At 62.2% G+C, this 16,423-nt stretch carries 18 protein-coding genes; 5 read left to right on the top strand and 13 right to left on the bottom strand.

What is annotated here, in order from left to right:
- The 4 genes from VN856_RS09415 to VN856_RS09400 all read right to left on the bottom strand — a co-directional run bounded on the left by VN856_RS09415 (position 1) and on the right by VN856_RS09400 (position 2,861).
- A complete protein-coding gene (locus VN856_RS09415; RefSeq protein ID WP_325688282.1) occupies positions 1-309 on the bottom strand; it encodes a putative quinol monooxygenase in 309 nt (102 codons plus the stop codon).
- A 120-nt stretch (positions 310-429) separates the two neighbouring features.
- A complete protein-coding gene (locus VN856_RS09410) occupies positions 430-882 on the bottom strand; it encodes an ester cyclase (RefSeq protein WP_325688280.1) in 453 nt (150 codons plus the stop codon).
- Positions 883-1,309: 427 nt separating this feature from the next.
- A complete protein-coding gene (locus tag VN856_RS09405; RefSeq protein WP_325688278.1) occupies positions 1,310-2,035 on the bottom strand; it encodes a haloacid dehalogenase type II in 726 nt (241 codons plus the stop codon).
- Positions 2,036-2,081: 46 nt separating this feature from the next.
- On the bottom strand, positions 2,082-2,861 hold the full coding sequence (locus VN856_RS09400; RefSeq protein ID WP_325688276.1) for an isocitrate lyase/phosphoenolpyruvate mutase family protein: 780 nt from the start codon (positions 2,859-2,861) through the stop codon (positions 2,082-2,084).
- Between the two features lie 347 nt (positions 2,862-3,208).
- Between VN856_RS09400 and VN856_RS09395 the strand changes: the two genes are divergently transcribed.
- Together VN856_RS09395 and VN856_RS09390 are read left to right on the top strand one after the other, a co-directional pair.
- Positions 3,209-3,514, top strand: coding sequence for an antibiotic biosynthesis monooxygenase family protein (locus tag VN856_RS09395; RefSeq protein ID WP_325688275.1), 306 nt, complete (start codon positions 3,209-3,211; stop codon positions 3,512-3,514).
- Positions 3,515-3,776: 262 nt separating this feature from the next.
- Entirely contained in the window at positions 3,777-4,274 is a 498-nt protein-coding gene (locus VN856_RS09390; RefSeq protein WP_325688273.1) for a YkgB family protein, read from the top strand.
- Between the two features lie 25 nt (positions 4,275-4,299).
- On the opposite strand, the gene VN856_RS09385 is transcribed toward VN856_RS09390, so the two are convergent.
- Complete coding sequence (locus VN856_RS09385; protein ID WP_325688272.1) at positions 4,300-5,475, bottom strand: PPE family protein; 1,176 nt, start codon at positions 5,473-5,475, stop codon at positions 4,300-4,302.
- A 304-nt stretch (positions 5,476-5,779) separates the two neighbouring features.
- Here VN856_RS09385 and VN856_RS09380 point away from each other — a divergent pair, with 304 nt between their 5' ends.
- Together VN856_RS09380 and VN856_RS09375 are read left to right on the top strand one after the other, a co-directional pair.
- Positions 5,780-6,478 carry a TetR/AcrR family transcriptional regulator gene (locus tag VN856_RS09380; RefSeq protein ID WP_325688270.1) on the top strand — a complete coding sequence of 233 codons (699 nt, stop codon included), beginning with the start codon at positions 5,780-5,782 and terminating at the stop codon, positions 6,476-6,478.
- Between the two features lie 127 nt (positions 6,479-6,605).
- Positions 6,606-7,280 carry a TetR family transcriptional regulator C-terminal domain-containing protein gene (locus tag VN856_RS09375; RefSeq protein WP_325688269.1) on the top strand — a complete coding sequence of 225 codons (675 nt, stop codon included), beginning with the start codon at positions 6,606-6,608 and terminating at the stop codon, positions 7,278-7,280.
- 74 nt (positions 7,281-7,354) lie between these two features.
- Here VN856_RS09375 and VN856_RS09370 read toward each other — a convergent pair whose 3' ends face one another.
- The 5 genes from VN856_RS09370 to VN856_RS09350 all read right to left on the bottom strand — a co-directional run bounded on the left by VN856_RS09370 (position 7,355) and on the right by VN856_RS09350 (position 12,960).
- The gene (locus tag VN856_RS09370) at positions 7,355-8,263 is read right to left on the bottom strand and encodes an SIS domain-containing protein (RefSeq protein ID WP_325688267.1); all 909 of its coding nucleotides are present in this window, start codon (positions 8,261-8,263) and stop codon (positions 7,355-7,357) included.
- A gap of 180 nt (positions 8,264-8,443) precedes the next feature.
- Complete coding sequence (locus VN856_RS09365; protein ID WP_325688265.1) at positions 8,444-10,729, bottom strand: helix-turn-helix transcriptional regulator; 2,286 nt, start codon at positions 10,727-10,729, stop codon at positions 8,444-8,446.
- A gap of 402 nt (positions 10,730-11,131) precedes the next feature.
- On the bottom strand, positions 11,132-11,509 hold the full coding sequence (locus VN856_RS09360; RefSeq protein WP_325688264.1) for a GNAT family N-acetyltransferase: 378 nt from the start codon (positions 11,507-11,509) through the stop codon (positions 11,132-11,134).
- Positions 11,506-12,207: a TetR/AcrR family transcriptional regulator gene (locus VN856_RS09355; RefSeq protein WP_325688262.1), complete on the bottom strand. Its 702-nt coding sequence runs from the start codon at positions 12,205-12,207 to the stop codon at positions 11,506-11,508. Before VN856_RS09355 ends, VN856_RS09360 begins: the two co-directional genes overlap by 4 nt.
- 219 nt (positions 12,208-12,426) lie before the next feature.
- Complete coding sequence (locus tag VN856_RS09350; protein WP_325688261.1) at positions 12,427-12,960, bottom strand: GNAT family N-acetyltransferase; 534 nt, start codon at positions 12,958-12,960, stop codon at positions 12,427-12,429.
- 320 nt (positions 12,961-13,280) lie between these two features.
- On the opposite strand from VN856_RS09350, the gene VN856_RS09345 reads away from it, so the two are divergent.
- Positions 13,281-14,033 carry a hypothetical protein gene (locus tag VN856_RS09345; RefSeq protein ID WP_325688259.1) on the top strand — a complete coding sequence of 251 codons (753 nt, stop codon included), beginning with the start codon at positions 13,281-13,283 and terminating at the stop codon, positions 14,031-14,033.
- Here VN856_RS09345 and VN856_RS09340 read toward each other — a convergent pair.
- The 3 genes from VN856_RS09340 to VN856_RS09330 form a co-directional block, all read right to left on the bottom strand.
- Positions 13,999-14,865 carry an alpha/beta fold hydrolase gene (locus VN856_RS09340; protein WP_325688258.1) on the bottom strand — a complete coding sequence of 289 codons (867 nt, stop codon included), beginning with the start codon at positions 14,863-14,865 and terminating at the stop codon, positions 13,999-14,001. The two genes, VN856_RS09345 and VN856_RS09340, sit on opposite strands and share 35 nt — an antisense overlap.
- A 226-nt stretch (positions 14,866-15,091) precedes the next feature.
- On the bottom strand, positions 15,092-15,775 hold the full coding sequence (locus VN856_RS09335; protein ID WP_325688256.1) for a hypothetical protein: 684 nt from the start codon (positions 15,773-15,775) through the stop codon (positions 15,092-15,094).
- Between the two features lie 52 nt (positions 15,776-15,827).
- A partial coding sequence (locus VN856_RS09330; protein ID WP_325688255.1) for a hypothetical protein occupies positions 15,828-16,423 on the bottom strand: 596 nt, incomplete at its 5' end.

The raw sequence follows: 16,423 nt of genomic DNA, 5'->3' as shown, positions 1-16,423 counted from the left end.
CTAACTGCCGGTCTCGGTGTAGTAGGTGAGTCTCGGTACGCCACCTTCGGCGAATTCAGCGAGGGCTTTGACGATGGCCCCGAAATGCGCTGTTCCGAAGTGAGCTTCGACAGCGGATTGGTCGCGGTACACCTCGTAAAGCATGAAATGACCCGGTTTGTCGCGGGCTTCGTGCAGAATGAAGGCGTTGACGCCTTCTTCTGCCCGCGTTTGCGGAACGAGGATGTCGAAAGCCTCCCGTAAGTCGTCACGCTTTCCCGGCAGTGCTGTTGCTTCGGCGATGAGGACAACCTCGTCGTTAGCTGCCATCTCGTAACTCCTTCGTCGTGGTTGGTGGGTTAACTAACCCGGTCTCGATGCTTTACTCCCACGCGGCCTGAGCGTGGATGATTAGTGGCAGGCAAAATCGTGCCTTCGGTTCTCCGTATCTCAGGCTGAGGGTGCGTTGGCGACGACGGCGCCAAGTTGCAGGTGCGCGTCGATGGCGCCCTCCTCCCCGACATCCTCGATGACCTTCCCATCTCGGAACCTCAGCAGTGACATGCCTTTGAAGAAAACCTTGCGTCCGGAGCCGGCCGGAATGGGGCCGCCGTATGGCAGCTCGGTCAGGGCTTTGCCGGTGTGGGTCCCACCACCTTCCCAGCGGGCAACCACGTAGTCACCGGCGGGAACGAGTTCTTCGGTTGCCCAGAACGTTAAATCGGGCAGCGACTCCCGGAAAGACGTCAGCATCGCGATGACGGACTCCGGGCCATGGAACTCGCCGTGCATGGGGTACCGCCACAGCAGGGCAGGGTCAGCCAGTAGACGAATTTTCTCCGGGTCATAGTGCTGGCTCCAGACTGCGTCGAAGTATTCGGCGGCCAAATCTTTATTGCTCATCCGCTCCGTCCTTTTAAGCTGTCCCCGAGACTATTTCGTAAGTCCACCCGCCACCCTGGTAAAACCCGGAGGCGGCCGTCTTTGGTTGCGACCTGATCTTGGCACAGGATAGTGGGTTCGTCAACCCAGTTACTGTTTAGGGGGCGTGTGACCGGGGTTGGGTGCTGGGACAGAGCATCTGGTGCCGAAGCTGATCGTAGACAGGCAAGCAGATAGTGCGGACGAATTCGGCCAACACCGCTGAATGGCTAGACTATTCGGCGGCGGTGCTGAGGCTGCCCGCGAGGGCTGCCCTATCAGTTAGGGAGCAGATCGAGATCATCACGGGCTCGCCTTGCACATGATGTAGCGGTCCAGTTGTTCATTCTGGTGTCGGCTGCCAGGATTTCCGGTGGCGGCGCGCGACGGCCGGAAACTGTGGCGAATGTCAGCTAGACGCGAGTTGTTCTGCCAGTGCGACCAGGTCAGGGGCGATGACGTTGGGTTGGGGCAATCCGGGTACGGGTAGCAGCGCGTTACCCGGGCGTGTGATCAACGCGGAGCTAAAGCCTGCGGCTTGGGCTCCGATGGTGTCCCAGACGTGAGCGGCGACCATCATGCATTCGCTGGGCGCTACGCCGAGTTCTTGGGATACTAGGTGGTATACGTGCGGTGAGGGCTTGTAGGCGCGGCAGGTTTCGATGCTGAATTGCCGCTCGATAAGGTCACCGAGCCCGGCGTGTTCGAGCGGGCTTTGGCCGTCGGGGTTGGGCGGGGAATTTGTCAAGGTGATCAACCTGAGTCCGTTGTCACGCAAGAGTTCCAAACCCTTTACGACGTCGGGGTGGGCCGGCATCGTCTTCATGCCTTCTGCAATGGAGGCAATGTCTTTGTCGCTGACACTGATTCCGTGAATGTCGGCGACCATGCTGAGCAGGCCCTGACCGAGGGTGAAGTAATCTACGTAAAGGCCCGACAGCGTCGAGGTCATGGAGTACATGATCAGATGCCCCAACCATTCGCGCATCACCCGCGGATCGCCGAAAATCCGCTCGAAGCTCGGGGTCATGGATTCGAAGTCGATGAGTGTTTCGTTGACATCGAACACCAGCACCGACGGGTTGGCCGGAAGAGGCCAGTGATCCGCTGATTTGTCGAAGTGGCGAAATGACATGTGTGCGTCCCCTCAATGTGCGATCGGCGAGATGGCCGTCTATCAGTTATGCAGTGCCAGATGCTCTTTCGTATTCGACCAAGCGTGCTTGCAAGTCGGGGTAAGGGGTTGACGGGGGCAATGGCTTCCCGTCACGTACCGCCCGGGCTGCGGCGACGGCGGCGTAGAGTCCGGCGCTGTAGGGGATCGATCCGGTCGATACGCGTGCCACTCCCATTTCTCCTAGCTGTGCCAGACTCAGTCCCTCGACCGGCAGCGTGTTCACCGGTCGCGGTATGGCGGCCACAATCTCCGCTAGCTCGTTGTGATTATTGGCCAACGGTACGAAGATCCCGTCCGCTCCTGCGTCGACGTAGCACAACGCTCGCTCGATCGTCGTGGCAGGATTGGCCTGCTGATTGAGCCAGTAGGTATCGACTCGGGCGTTAATGAATACATCGGGGCTGCGTTGCTTAATCGCGGTGATCTTGGCTGCCGCAGCATCGGAATCGACCAGCTTTTCTCCGGTGCTGTCTTCGATGTTGATCCCGGCGATGGGCAACGAGGCGACGTAATCGGCGACGAGACCAGGATCGTCGCTGTACCCGTCTTCGATATCGACGCTGACGAAACATTTCAGCGGCGCCAGTGCTGTCGCCAGCGCCACATTGGCGGCGCGGGTGGCGCGGCCACCATCGCGATGCCCATGGCTCGACGACACCCCGAAACTGGTTGTCCCCACTGCCGTAAAGCCCGCCGCCACATACGCCAACGCTGAGGGAACGTCCCACGCATTCGGTAATACGAAGGGCGCTCCTCCGCGACGGTGAAGATCACCGAAACTCACCAGACATCTCCTCTGCAGACGACCACGAGTTTGCTGAATGGCCTCCCGTGTCAAACGGTTCGCGCAACCGTGGTCGATAGGGGGTTGCGCAACTGCCGTGACCGACTCGGGCGTCGGATACAATCTCTTAACTGGGTCGGACACCCCAATTCTCAACTCGCGTGTGGGGCATTGTCAATGCCCCAGGGGAAATCTTTTGGCGGCAGCCCGGGCCGCTTTGGCCGCAGAGTGCACGACAGCCTCCTGCTGGGTGAAATGACCCATTAAAGCTGCTAAGGTTTCAGATGACTATTTGGCAGCGATATTCGGTTCTGCCACGGACAGTCGACCCGAGGAGGGATGTAGGAGTGTCTGAGCTGCAAGTGATCGCTCGCCACGCCATCGCCGCGGGCAACGAAGACAAAGTGTATGCCCTTTTGGCCGAGCTGATTTCTGCCGCGCGGACCGAGCCAGGCAACCTCGCATTCGATGCCTTCCGCAGCACCGAAGATCCGTTGCGCTACGTGCTTCTGGAGCGATACACCTCCCGCGAGGCCTTCGCCGACCACCGAGAGACTCGCCACTTCAAAGACATCATGCTCGGGCAAATTCTTCCCTTGCTCGCCAGCCGCGATATCGAGCAATACGACGTGCTCGACGAAGGCACCGTCTAGACACGACGGCGCCACACGAGCTTGATTTGTCAACCACGGCTGCCCAACACGTTTCCCGGTCGTTGCATCGTTCTGCGTCGGAACCTCTCTACCGGAGGGTGTTCCGATCGAGCTTCGGCATACCGGAATAACGCGCCAACCTACTGGGGTGTATCACCCAGTTTAGTGATACGCTCACCCGATCTAGCCGGCATCGACCAAAACGGCGACCGGAGCGCCACCAGCGGAGCGGAACACAAGACAGGATCTAGGAGGACGGTCGGTGTCATCAGATGCTGCACACCAGCCCAGCGATAGCTCACCCACGAACAGCCTCGCTCAATGGGCCCCCTGGATCGCGCGCTACGCGCTCGTCCTCGTGTTCGTCTGGTTCGCGGGCCTGAAGACCACCACCTACGAGGCCGAGGGCATAGCCCCGTTGGGGCAACACAGTCCGTTTCTGTCGTGGATCTATCACTTGATTTCGGTGACGACGTTCAGCAAACTCCTCGGATGCGCTGAACTGGTAACCGCACTGCTGCTGGCGCTCGGGCCGTGGTGGCCACGTGGCGGCGTCCTCGGCGGCGCTTTGGCCACGCTATTTTTCATCGGAACTCTCAGCTTCATGGTGAGCACTCCCGGAATAGGCGAGGCGACAGCGGGAGGATTTCCCGTGCTGTCTGCAACAGGGGAGTTCCTTTTGAAAGACTTTGGCCTGTTGGGACTGTCGCTGTGGCTTTTGGCTGACTCCTATACCCGTCTTCGCCGCCGCGCCGCGTAGCGGCAGAGCGCCTGAGTCAGGTGTGTTAGCCCCCGGAGGGGTTGTGGCCCAGAATCTTCGGCGTCGGCCTCCCGTACTCGAAGTCGTCAGGCTGCGAGTACGGCCGACGGCGCCGTTGCCGTCCGTTGCTGGACGGTGTCGCGACGCCAACGGGCAGCGCCAACGGTGGTGTGCCCCCAGCATCGCCGAGTGCCGACGCCAGGGGCCGCGCTGAGCTGAGATTGGCGACGCGCGCGTCCCAGGTCGATGGAACCGACAGCCCGCCGATCACGTGACCACCAGCCGTGGACGCCAGCACGGGAGCGGTGTCAACCGGTCCTACGGCTCGCACTATTTCGGCGGCCCTGCCCGCCGTTGAGGCCAGGCCGACCGGCGGCGCCACAGCGCCGCCCAGCGCCCCGATCATCAACGGTAGCGGCCTGTTGGCGGCATTGGTGGCAGCCATCGCGCTGAACCCGGCGGCGCTCACCAGCACACTGGCCATACTGGTCGGATCCATGCCGAGAAGCGTTGATAGGCCGTCGCCAGTCGAGACGCTGGCAGCACCCAACCCAGCTGCGGGCGCCCCACTCGATGCGCGGAGAGCCCCTCCTGACGACGCATGCACTGCGGGTAAAGGCGGGTGGTTCGCCGGGCGCTGAACCGTGCTTGACGCAGCCGGACCGGTGTGAGGTTTCGTCGTAGCCGGCGGTGGTTGGAATGGAACGATCGCCGCAGTCGCAGCGCGTGAGCTCACCTGGTATTGATTCATCGCAGAGGCATCCACCGCCCACATCTGCGAGTAGATCGCTTCCGCCGCCGCGATCGCGGCGCTGTTCTGGCCAAATACGTTGCTGCTTACCAGCTGCACCAGCTCGGCACGGTTTTCCGCGATCAAAGCTGGGGGCACGACCGCCCCCAGAGCCGCCTGGAACGCTGCGGCAGCGGCGCGGGCCTGAGCGGCGATGTCGTTGGCCTGGTTGGCGGTCGCGTGCAGCCATCGCGCATAGGGATCGGCTGCGGCGAGCATGGCGGCCACCGCGGGACCCTGCCACACCTCGGCCAAGGTACGCAGGGCGGCGTCGTATTCTTCTGCGGCGGTTTCGGTTTCGGCCGCGACCTGCCGCCAGGCTTCGGCTGCGGCGATCATGCTCGAGGCGCCGGGGCCGGCGTAGAGCTCTCCGGAGATGATCTCGGGCGGCAGGACCGCAGCGTCGTTCACGAGCTATCGCGACACAGAGTCCGGTGCTTGGTCGCACTTATCGGCGAACGAGACTGCCGCAATGGGTGGAACAGGCAGACGACCCCACGACTCGTGACGCATATCCATGCGAAGCTCCATACGACGACTTACCCGAAAGGGCGACCAGCACCCGTCAGTAGCGGCGATACCGCGCGTGTATGGCAAACTTTACCCTACAAACCGCTCAAGTGGGAGATATAACCCAGTCTGCAAGAATTGCGCGCGGAGCTGGAGATGGGGCGAGTGACCCAGTCAGGTGTGCTATCGCGGTATTGTCATCGGCATGGCCGAAGTTGATCCGGGAAGTCGGTCATTTACGGTCAAGGGTCGTGCGACCCGTGAGCGCATCATCAGCTGCGCCACAGAACTGGTGCTGCGAGACGGGTTTGCAGCGTTAAGTATCGACAACGTCCGCAAGGCGGCATCGGTTAGCGGTTCTCAGATCACGCACTATTTCACGGACAAAGACTCGCTGGTGCGCGCCATCGTTTCCCGACAAACGCAGGCTTTGCACGACTTCCACCGTCAATCGGCGCTGCGGGGACTAGACACCTTCGAAGATCTCGACCGTTGGGCGGAGCTAACGCTGAAGAGCGGCCGGCGCAGAAAGAGACGTTCTGCCCTTCCTGCGTGCGCAGGACTGGCCGACGATGTGACCACGCTCGACGAGGAAACGCGCCGGCTTCTGGCCGACGGATACCGGCAATGCGTGGAGCTCCTGGCCGGCGGACTGCAACGGATGAAAGACACCGGCCAACTAATTGACGACGCGAACCCTGAACAACTTGCTTACCTATTGCTCAGCGCGCACCAGGGGGCTGATATTCGCGCCTTGGACCGACCTCGCCGATGGCCGGATGCCGAAGCGCTCGACTTCGCGCTGAGCTATGTTCGTCAATTCGCCGCGAAGGCGGGCGACAGACCAGCAAGAACTTCCGGACGCGCGGATGCTCCCAAGCGCCGGGCCAGAAAGCGGGTTTAAGCAGCCGCCGACGCGTATTCGCACGACGCGCGTGCCGGCGATGGCTATTGCGTGAACATGCGGGCCTTATCATCATTAGAGCAACAGTGGTATTTGCGTCCCAACGGAGCCGTTCACGACGACTGACATGATTGACGACACGACAGGCGATCTCACCCCTCGAGGGAGGATCGCTTATGCCCGCATCACCGGGGCAGCTGCTGATCTCATCTATCGTCAAGGACTGAGTAACACCACACTCAACGATGTGCGTCGCGCCGCGTCAGTGAGCGGTTCTCAACTGACGCATTACTTTACGGACCGGCGTGCGCTGGTTCGCGGCGTCATCGCGTGGCGCCGCGACCAAGTGATGACGTTGTCGACGGACGGCGGGCTCGGCCGGCTTGATAGCTTTGCGGCGCTACAGGACTGGGCTGATCGGAATGTGCAGCTGCAAATCGACCTCAACTGTTCCGGCGGTTGCGTCTTCGGCTCGCTTGTAGGCGAACTGGTCCCCCCGGATGACGATCTACGCACCGACCTGACCGCGGTCTATGACGAGCTGATCGGCCTGCTGCGCGCGGGATTGACCGCGATGGTCAAACGTGGGGAACTGCGTGCCGACGCCGATCCCAAACACCTGGCCCGGGTGCTGGTCGCCGCCCACCAGGGCGGATCCCTACTGTCGCAGACCACCCAGTCGATTAAGCCGTTGCGGGATGCCCTGAACGCCGCAGTCCAATACGTGCGGTCATACGCGGCCGAACCCCCAGCGGCGAATGCTGGGCGTGCGCGACCCTCACGGCCCAAAAAACCGGCCTAGCCACTCGGCGTCCCGCCCACGTGGGACTAGGCGCCGAACCGCTGCCATAGGGACGCTGTCGACGACGGTTCGGGTCAGGCCGCCAATAACGATACGAAGTACTCGGCGATGACTACGCTGTGAGCCATTTGGGCGCTGACATGACCTGTGGGACTTCGGATGCAGGTCGCTTTTCCGACTGCGCGGCTACCGATCAGAACGACGTCCGCACCCGCGGCGTCAAGGTCAGCGGCCAGTTCAGCAGCCCGTGCGTTGTCGGCCGGATCGCGGCCGGTGAAGAGCACCGCTGTCGACCCGTTGAAGCCCGCTGGCGCGGCGTGGGGGTCGAAGTCGTCGCTGGGGTATCCCTCGGCGGTGACTGTCGTGAGTTCTCGCGTGAGAAGGGCGGCGTAGAGCGCGGCGGCCGCGTGTTCGCTGAAACCGATATAGATCAGCCGGGAATTCGAGTCCTCAGCAAGACTGGCCGCCGCCTGCGTGAGGTGGCCTGGAATTTTGGTGGCAGCCACTACGCGTGCCGTGGCCATGACATCGTCGTTGTCCTGGCCAAGAATCATCGACGTGATGTAGTCATGGGCGGCCAGAATGTTCAAGAATCCTCTGGTGCTGCCCGAGGATTGGCTGCGCAACAAAATTTCACTGTCGGCGACCCCGGCCAAGGGGCTCGCGAGATCGTCAGTGAGGGCAATAATCGCAGCGGGTCTTGTCTTTTCAGACAAAGTGGTAATCAGCGCGACGACGTCATCGCTTCTACCGGATCGCGATGTCGCTACAAGTAATGAATTCGGGGTTATCAGTTCTGGGTTAGTGAGGAGTTGGCGAGCGTCCATCCAGCAGACGTCCCGGCCTCCCGAGGTCAAGCGCCGCCAACTGGGCAGTGCTGCAAAGTGCGATGCGCCCGTCCCGGTCAGGATGATTCGATCGTGGTCTTGGCGCAGCAGGGAATATAGGCCGAGCGATACGGGGGCTTTGCCGAAATCCCGCAATACGTGGGCCTGCTCGCGTACATCGACACGTAATACTGACGCCACCTAGGCAAGGCTGCCCATTGACTGGGTGAAATGTCGTCACCCACTCCCAGAATTCACCCGGGTGAATTCTGGGTCGCCTGTCGACTCGCTGACCTGTGTTCTCGGTGGTGTGCGAGCCGTGCCCGGGCCGAGGAGTTACAGCAAGCCAAGCGTGCGGGCTCGCTCGACCGCGGCGTTTCTGTTGACGACGCCGAGTTTGCGGTAGAGCGAGCGTTGCTGGGTTTTGATGGTGTTGACCGACACATGTAACTGCAGACCGATCTCGCGACGTGACAATTGGGTGGCCAGCAAACTCAGGACTTGACGCTCTCTGGCGGTCAGCTCGTCAGCGGCGTCAGATGGCGCGGGGGGCGGCGCCCCTGAGACGTCGGGGTATGCGCCGGCGGCGACCAATAACGCCGGGGCCATGCCGGATCCGTGGCGCTGCTCGATCGAGGAAGAGGCCTCCTGGCGGGCTGTGCGGGCGGTGTGATGATCGCCAAGGCGCTCAGCGATCTCCGCTTGTGCAAGAAGCGCTTTGACGATTTCGGGAATGGCGCCGCCGTGTCGGGCGGAGGCCACGGCCATACTTACGGCGTCAGCGGCAGCCGAGATGTCACCGCGGCGGGTGAAGATCTCCGCCGCCGCCATGCACACCATCACGCCGACGAAATATTCCTGAACGCCCAGGACGGTGCCGCCGCCGTTGGCGCGTCTGACCAGATGTTCGGCGCTGGCGATGTCATCGGCCTCAGCGGCGATCAATGCCAGGTAACCCAGCGCGTAGATGAGATAGCGCCGATCACCGACCTTCTCGGCGTGCGCGGCGGCCTGCCGGTACGCGGCCTGAGCAGCGGCGCGATATCCGGAAAAGTACAGGGCGTTTCCGTAGATGCAGTACAGGCCCGAACGGGCCAGCGGCGCGTCCCCGAGATCAAGCTCAGTCGCCCGCCGCGCCGTTTCCCGGGACGTAGTGATGTCACCGATCTTGAAGGCGTGGATCGCGCGCAGGACAAGGGCTTGAGCAGCGATTGTCCCCCCGGCCGTCGCATCGGCATCTGCGCGGGCCTCGATCGCGTCGATCCAGCCCGCGGCCTCGTTCACGCGGCCTTCGTTCACCGCGATCCAGGCGCGGGGCACGCTCAGCCGAGGATCTTGGCGAACGATCTTGTCGGGTAACGAGTCCAGCCAGCCCGTCACGGTCGACAGCCCGTCGGCGTTGAATTCATCGACCCAGTGCTCGGCGATGAATTGCGACGTCGCATTGATGTCCCCGGCGGCGGTTAGGTGATAGACCGCTGCGTCGATGAGGCCTTTCGACGTCGACCAGGCTGCGGCCCGCCGATGCAGCTCGGGCACTATTTCGGGCTCGCTGCGGCGCAGCTCAATGCGCAGCAGATCTGCCAGAAGGTGGTGATAGCGATACCAGCGCCGCGAGAGGTCCAGGGGGATGACGAACAGGTTCTCGCGCTCGATGGCCTCGAGCACCGACGCAGAATCCGTCTCATGCAGCACGGCGTCGCACAGTGCGCCATTGAGTTTGCGCAGTATCGACGTTCGCAGCAGAAATCGGCGCCGCTTCTGGGGCTGGCGGTCAAGTACCTCGGCCATCAGGTAGTCCGCGATGTAACGGTGGTCTCCATCGAACGTTTTGATGACGGCGTCGGTATCTGATCGGCCGCTGAGTGACAGCGCGGCCAAATACAGCCCTGCCGCCCAGCCTTCGGTGCGCCGATACAACAGCTCGACGTCATCGTCTGTAAGGCCCAGGTGCAGGACGGCGTTGAATAGCTGCCCGGCCTCTTCGGGCTGAAATCGCAAATCGTCGCCGCGCATCTCGGTGAGTTCTCCGCCCGCCCGGAATCGGGCCAAGGGCAATGCGGGGTCTGCACGAGTGGCCAGCACCATGTGCAGGTTAGCCGGCATCCGGGTAAGGACGAACTCCATCTGTTCATGCACGGCGGGGTTGGTGATCAGGTGATAGTCGTCAAGAATCATCACCAATTCGTCGGCGGCTGCAGCCACTTCATTGAGAAGCGTGGGTAGCGCGGCCAGCAGCGAACTAGCTCCCATCCCGACCAGTTCGAGCGCGCGACCGCCCACGGCGGGGCTGGCCTTGTGCAACGCGGAGATCACATATGTCCAGAACCGCACCGGGTCGTCGTCAGGAGGGTCGATCGACAGCCAGCCATATGCGGGGCCGCCGGCGGCCCGAGTATGGCTGGCCACCCACTGCGCGAGCAGCGTGGTCTTGCCCCAGCCCGCAGGTGCGCTCACTAGGGTGATTTTGCGTCTCAGCGCGACAGCCATGGCGTCGAGCAGCGTCGTTCGCTGAATCAGTTGGTCGCTGATGTGCGGGCTGTTGAGTTTGGTTGCCAAAACGATTGCGCGTTCGCCTGTTTGGCTCACACCCTCGATGGTGTTGCCCTCTGCGCCGGTCATGGCCGCCTGCAGCGCGATGCCCGATGGTGGTTACTGCCGGTCACGCGCTGACAACTTGGCATCGACATTCCTCTGCGGGTGCGTTGCTTCCGCCTCGCACAGCATTTCGCCGTGAGCCTAACGAAGACCAGTCGTTTCGGCGCGCTGTTGACCTTGGGCGAGCAGATGTCGACCGGGTGTGATCCGACCGTGGACGCACGACCACTTGTGCAGCTGCGCGAGGAGTCGGCGCTGATGCCCGGTGTTGTGACCGGGTCGGCGGGCAACGGCGGTGGTGCACGGCGGCCCGACTCGTCGAGGCGGCCCTGTCGCCGCCTCGGAGCCTGCTGCCGGTGGCGGCCTAGCGACGAGCAGCGTTCACCCACGAGAAGACGGTATTGCGGGGCCGGATTGCGTTGCCGCTCAACGTGTTCCCGGCCGGGATATCGGCCGCAACAACGTCTGGTACTGGTCGGGAACCAAATCACGGTATTCGGGGTGGCGGAGGATGTAGTCACTGGTGAGTTTGCAATACGGGACGACGGTAGCGCCGGCCGAGCGGATCAAGGCGAGAACCCCGTCGATCATCGCCGAGGAGATGCCGCGTTCACGCCATGATGGGTCAACCTCGGTGTGCGTCAACACGATGTGGGTCTGATAGCGGCGGTAAGGCTGCCAGCCGACTACCTGACCGTCCACACGGGCTTCGAATTTGTTGTCGTCGGGGTTATCGGCGACGGTGGTCTGCAGTCCTGCATGTGCCGGGCGTTCGACGCTGCCCATGGACGCAGAGCCACTCACCGACCCGCCCCCGCACGTGTCCGCCCGCCCTTTGTCGTGGACGGTGTGGAATCGGTGAGCTGGTCTCCCCGATGGGCGGCAAACTGCCGCAAGTAGGTCAGCGCGAACGTCAAGGCGTCGCGATCGGGCCACGTCGCGCCGTAGGCACTGGAGAGCAACGTGGCTCCCTCATGAGCGCTCATCAAAACGTTGGCGAGCGCCGCGGGGTTCGCGGAGTCGACCAGCAGGCCATTTCGCTTCATCCTGGTGAGGCCACGCCGAAATATCGATGACCACTGCTGGTAGCCCTTGGCGAGCAGTTCGCGGGTGTGCTGGTCATGTTTGCTTAACTGACCGGCCAGCGCACCGAAGGTCGGCACCGGCTGCGCGCGCAGCTTGCGGCGACTGAACTGCATCGTCAGCTCGACCCATTGCTCGTAATCGTCGAAGGTATCCAAGTCGCCCAGTGCCGGCTGCCGATGGAAGTCCAGCAGAATTTCGATCTGACGGGCGATGACAGCGTGTATGAGCGCGTCTTTGTCTGCGAAGTAATGCGACAGCTGCGAGCCGCTGACCGACGCGATCTGTCGGACCTGGTCGATACTGAAACCGGTAAGCCCCTCTGTCATGAGCACTTCGGCGGCAGCGCCGACAATCCGGTCACGTGTGGCGCGTCCTCGCTGCGTCACCGGCAGATTCTCGGCGTGGCTTTCAGGCATGGCGACAGACTACCCGCGATGGTCCGTCACTGGGTTTTCTACCCCATAAAGCAGCGGTGTGTTGCAAGTAGTCAGCGGGCAACCCGGCGTTCTCTCGGTGCAGGTGCTGTCGTCTTGTCAATGCGCTGCCGCTGAAGCATCCTGCGATGACTGGGACCGGGCTGCGGCCTTGGGGGAACGGGAAGTTCGGCATGGCAGGTGATGCGCGCTGCGGTCGGCCTAGTGAGCCGGGGCGCATGCCGGTTCGGGTAGATCGAGGTCGGCTTTGTTAAGTCGGTACACCTGCAGGTCTAGGCCATAGTACTTGTTGGTCTCGCCGACCCAGTCCATGCCAACGCGCCGCGCGGTAGCCGCGCCGCGGTGGTTTCCCGGCCTGATGACGGCGAAAAGTTCACTGATACCGGTGTTGTCGAAAGCTTGATGGGCGACGGCATGACCCGCTTCTGCACCGTAACCCTGACCCCACATCGTCGGCGCGACCTGCCAGGCGATTTCAAGATCATTGCATCGAGGTGGCAGTGAGAGCAGGGCCACCCCGCCGACTACCTCGCCGGAGAGCTGATCAACGATCGCCCACCGCCCAAGCGGCACCTCAGTCCCGTCGCTTTCGTTGATCCACGCAGCCAGAAGCGGGCGCAAGTCGTTTGCGTTGGTGACAGGGGCCAGAGCCGGGCACAGCCAGCGTGACACCTGCGGTGCGCCGTAGATGCCGTAGGCCGCCGCGAGATCATCCAGAGTCCACGGCCGGAGCAACAGCCGCGCCGTCCGGATACTTCGCGTCGCAGAATCGCATTCAACATGGCGATTAGCCATCTCACCTCGCAGGTGTCTCACGCGTCGAGTTACTAACAGCTTCACCAGCTACTGGTGTAGCCCAGGTCCTACTGACTGTATCGACTGGGCCATCGTACCCACAATGGCCTCGAGTTGTCTCGACCGAACTGCATCCGCTTTCGACTTTGGTGGGTTGCATACCCCATTAGACTCGGGTTACACGGCCTCGCAAACGCGTGATGTTGAGCCCGGATTGGCAACGAGGCAGCAGAACATCGGGCGATCGGAGGTCGACAAAGGTGACAACGGAAACCATTGATCGCTCGTTTGACCCGCACATCTATCACGTTCTCGGACGTCGAGAGCCCGTATTGGCCGGGCTGATTGACACATACGGCTACCCCCTGCCATTCGAGTGGCACGATGGCGGGCGCACCGGGGACAGCCAGTTCGCCGCCATGCTCTTGCATATCGTCGGTCAGCAGATATCTGCGTCGGTGGCATTCCGCATTTATGACCGAGTTGCAGCGGCGTGCGGAGACATACCCTCGGCCGCAGCGATTTTGACACTTCAAGCTCCACGATTGGAGGCCGCGGGGCTCAGTCGCGCGAAAGCGTCCTACATCATGGCGTTGGCCCGTGCGCAGGCCGACGGCGTGATCGACATCGAAGCGATGGGCGACCTCGAGGATGCCGAGGTGATCGCGAAGCTGACCGCAATCCACGGTATCGGCCTGTGGACTGCCCAGACGTTTCTGATCCATAACCTCGCCCGCCCAGATGTCCTGCCCGCCAGCGACCTGGGTATCCGGCGCGCTTGCGCAACCCTGTGGACGATGAGCAGCCTGCCAAGCCCGGGGGCTGTCAAAGCCCTGAGCGCCGCATGGACGCCCTACCGCTCCTACGCTTCGGCGCTGTTGTGGCGCTCGTTGGCTCCCGTCGGAGAGGAATCTGACCCCAAAGCACGTGCGCTGCAAAAGCACGCGGCGGCGGACACCGGTTCACACGGCCGTGCCGCTAGCTCAGATGCTTGCCCAGGAACTCATGGATGAGATCGGCGACCTCGGCGCCGGCCGATTCCAACAGGAAATGGCCACCTTCGATAACGTGAATCTCGGCGTCGGGCAGATCTTCAGCGAATGCGCGCGCGCCGTCGGGCCCGAAGATTCCATCACCCTCACCCCAGACCGCCAGCAGCGGCGGTTTGTGGGTCCGGAAGTAATCGTGGACTGCGGGGTAAGACGGTGAGTTGGTGGCGTAGTCGACGAACAGTTTGAGTTGCACCTTGTCGTTGCCCGGACGTGAGATCAACGCGTAGTCGTGGTGCCATGACTCAGGATTGACCAAGGACTCGTCTGCTACGCCGTTGGTGTACTGCCATTTGGTGGCGTCCAAGCTCAGGTACGCACGTACACCCGGTTCGGTGTCGGCGTTCTGCGCCTGTTGCCAGGCAACAATGGGTTCCCAGAATCCACTGACGAACCCCGCGTCATAGGCGTTGCCGCTTTGGCTCACTATCGCAGTGATCGCGTCAGGACTGCTCAGTGCCAGCCGCCACCCGATCGGTGCACCGTAATCCTGCACGTAAATGGCGTATTCCGTCACGTCGAGTTGAGTCAGTAAACCCTGGGTCAGGTCCGTGAGTGCGTCGAAGGTGTAGTCGAATTCGTCTACGGAGGGCGCATCGGACAATCCGTACCCGAGGTGATCCGGGGCGATGACGTGGTAGCGGTCGGCTAGGGCCGGCACCAAGTTGCGGAACATGTAGGAGCTGGTCGGGAAACCGTGCAGGAGAACGATGGTGGGCGCATCCGGACGACCTGCTTCGCGGTAGAAAATCTGGTGGCCATCGACGGTGGCATAGCGGTGATGTACAGCGGACACGAGCGCTCCTCATCTCGGAGAAAATAGACCACTGGGTGGTATGACCCATTATTGTGATTCTTCACGGTACCGCAACCCCCAAAATGTGAATCCCGATCCAGGAGTTGGCGTCGCCGCCGGCCGCGGCGGCTGCGGTGCGGCTCTGGTGCGCTCAACGCGAGTACCCGCTACTCACGCCGCGGCGGCATCGCAGCGCGACAACGAACGCGTGCACAGTGAGGTCGATCTATTCGCCAGGCGTTGGCCGAACGGCGTCTGGATAGTACTGCGGATTCTCGCGCCGGTCGAACATCCCGTAGTCACGGATAATGCGAATCTCTCGATGTCGCAGCTCTTTTTGCCCATCAGTTGGTATGGATGCGGCGTTGTGAGGGTCTGACCAGGCTTGGAGCAAAATGGGATTTCCAGGTTCGAGGACCGAGTCGAAGATGTCCCATTCGACGAGACCGCTGGCGTCGGTACGTAACCCGAGTTGCTTTGCCAGGCAGGTGGCCTCGGCTTCATCTAAGGGCCCTTGTTCAACGGGGACCTTGGAATTGATGAGGGTGATGGCTTTACCGTCACCAATGTCGGTCACGTCGAGCCGTTGCTCTTTCAGTGTTTGACCGTGCGGAACATCGGTGTCACCGGTGATCTGGCCGACTCGCAGGCGGTAGTCGGCGAGAACAGTGTCACGGCCTTTGACCTGAACGTCGTGGTGGCGGGCTCTCGTGCGCCACCGGACGAGGGACTTTTCGTCGGTCCAGGACGACAGCGACAACACCCACCCTGGCCGCGTCAGGCTGCGGTAGCGGATGTTGTCGATGAATCCGTCGATCGCCTCGAGGTCCGGCCGGAGCATTTTTGCGTAGCCAAAGTAGGCATTCCACTGTGGTCCATGTGGATGGACCTCAAACAGAACGGTGAACACTAGAGATTCCTCTCATCGAAAATCCGTTGGGGCCCATGACTACGGGAGCGCATTAGTAGCTCAGACCAATGAGCTCGCGCAATGGTCGCAACCCGGCTTGTTCGGAATCGTCGTAAGGTAGCCCGCAGTAAGGAAATTCGGGTCGAATCCTGGCGACGTCAGGCCCCACGCCGTCGCTCACGGCCGTTCCTGCAGCCAAACTGAGCATGACGTCGAAGGCGTCGGCGCCCAGCGGGCGCCCGTTGAACCGTGTGGTGCTGAATTCGGCGTCCGAACCGATCTCATAGGGCAGCATCGCGGGAATCAGTCGCGGGACGACAATCGAGGCGTAGCCGGCGGGATCCTTGACGCGGCCTGCGCGCGCCGAGAGGGTCTTCACGAATTCGGCGACTGCTGAGCCGAACAGTGCTGCGTCGTCGACGGGTGCGGTTTCGTGAAACCGCTGTGCGAGCCCAACAGGGTCGGGCTTGGACAAATAGAGGTGGGTCAACAACGGAACCCCCCACCTGTACACCTGCACCTCCGGTGCGTGTCCACACAGACTCGCTGTCGCCCACGCGTGCACCCGGCGGGCTTGTAGCAGAGAGTTCGGTATCTCCAGGACAGTGGCCATGTTGTTGCGGCCCTGGAACAGGTTGTTTCCGTGCT

This window comes from Mycobacterium sp. (assembly GCF_035603715.1).
Classification (GTDB): domain Bacteria; phylum Actinomycetota; class Actinomycetes; order Mycobacteriales; family Mycobacteriaceae; genus Mycobacterium.
This window is presented reverse-complemented; position numbering and strand designations above follow the sequence as displayed.